Annotated in this window: 2 protein-coding genes and 1 pseudogene; all 3 read right to left on the bottom strand. The window is 63.0% G+C overall.

The features are described 5' to 3' along the window. Nucleotides 1-122, bottom strand: a pseudogene (locus M1B35_RS31830) (virion morphogenesis protein); the annotation flags it as partial. Beyond that, nucleotides 112-558 (bottom strand): phage tail protein, encoded by a 447-nt coding sequence (locus M1B35_RS31825; protein WP_268264070.1) that lies wholly within the window; start codon nt 556-558, stop codon nt 112-114. The gene M1B35_RS31825 and the pseudogene M1B35_RS31830, both read right to left, overlap by 11 nt. After that, on the bottom strand, nt 555-1,016 hold the full coding sequence (locus M1B35_RS31820) for a head completion/stabilization protein (RefSeq protein WP_268264069.1): 462 nt from the start codon (nt 1,014-1,016) through the stop codon (nt 555-557). The genes M1B35_RS31825 and M1B35_RS31820 overlap by 4 nt, the downstream gene beginning before the upstream one ends. Nucleotides 1,017-1,104: the final 88 nt, after the last annotated feature.

The following is a 1,104-nucleotide window of genomic DNA, read 5'->3' as shown; positions in this document are numbered from 1 at the left end:
ACGCGCTTGGTGACGTTGTTCAGCAGCCGCCGGCGCAACTTTGGCGGCAGGCTCAGCAGGGCCAGTTGTTCGCGCACGCCCAGGTGGCCCCGAACGTCCAGTTCGAAGGTGCTACGCGCCATGGCTGCGCACCTCGCCGTGTTCGGCCGTCCACAGGTCGAATTCCACCAAGCCCCACTTTTTGCCGAAGGCATCGATCAGGCCGTTGGGGTCTTCGGCCAAGTGCTGGGGCTCGATGAACTCCAGGGTCAGCTCCACGTCAGCCAGGTCGTTATCCACCTGGTCGATCGCGAACGTCGGCGCCGGCAGATCGTCGTCGCGATCTGGATCCTGGGTTTCCAGCCAACTGCCCACCATGGCCATCAGCAGCGCGGGTTTTTTAGCGAAGCGCTCGATCACCAGGACAGCGCGATAACGCATGTCGCCCATGTGCAGGCCCTGGTCGCCGTTCTTCCAGATCAGCTCTAGGTTCACCTGCTCGGCGTAGCTGTCGATCTGTTCCGGCAGCGCCAGTTGGCGTTCGATCAGGAACGTGGTCAGGGCGCGTAACTTGTTCACAGCAGAGCCGCCGTGATGCGGCCACGGCCCTGCAGGGCGCGCACGGCCTGCTGGCTGAAAGCTAGGAAGGTTTCAGCCCGATCCGGGGCCTCTTTGCCGGTGTTCTCGGCACTCTCTCGGCGGTTCACGGTGGCGAACTGAGTCAGTGCGCTGGCCTTGGCCCGGGAGTACACGGCGCGCTTGTACAGCGCGGCTTTGAGCGTGCGTTCAGGCAGTAGGCGAGAGTCCGCGGTTTCGACGTTGGTGATTCCGGCGGCTTGCCAGCGGGTTTTGCACTTGGCCAGGTCTTTGTTGACCTCGACCAGGGCAGACAACAAAGCGTCGGTCAGCAGCTCCACCAGGTACTCCGCCGGCAGGCGTTGCTGCTTCTGGAACTCGGCCAGCGAGAGGTTCGGCCAAAAGCCGTCATTCTCGATCGCCTGTTCCACAAAGGTGGTGGGATTCCCGGAAAAGCTCATTGCTGGCCGCTCAAATAGGGCGGGAAACACCGTTTCAACGGGGCGGGCCATAAATGGCTGACTCGTTTCACGGGTTCCCGCTGGGGGG

Origin of the sequence: Pseudomonas morbosilactucae, from assembly GCF_023241665.1 — a bacterium.
GTDB classification, from domain to species: Bacteria; Pseudomonadota; Gammaproteobacteria; order Pseudomonadales; family Pseudomonadaceae; genus Aquipseudomonas; species Aquipseudomonas morbosilactucae.
The sequence above is the reverse complement of the archived record's forward strand: the minus strand, read 5'-3'. Positions and strand labels throughout refer to the sequence as shown.

Coding starts and splice junctions, on each gene's coding strand:
- M1B35_RS31820 (WP_268264069.1), bottom strand. CDS start 1,016: ATGAGCTTTTCCGGGAATCCCACCACCTTTGTGGAACAGGCGATCGAG.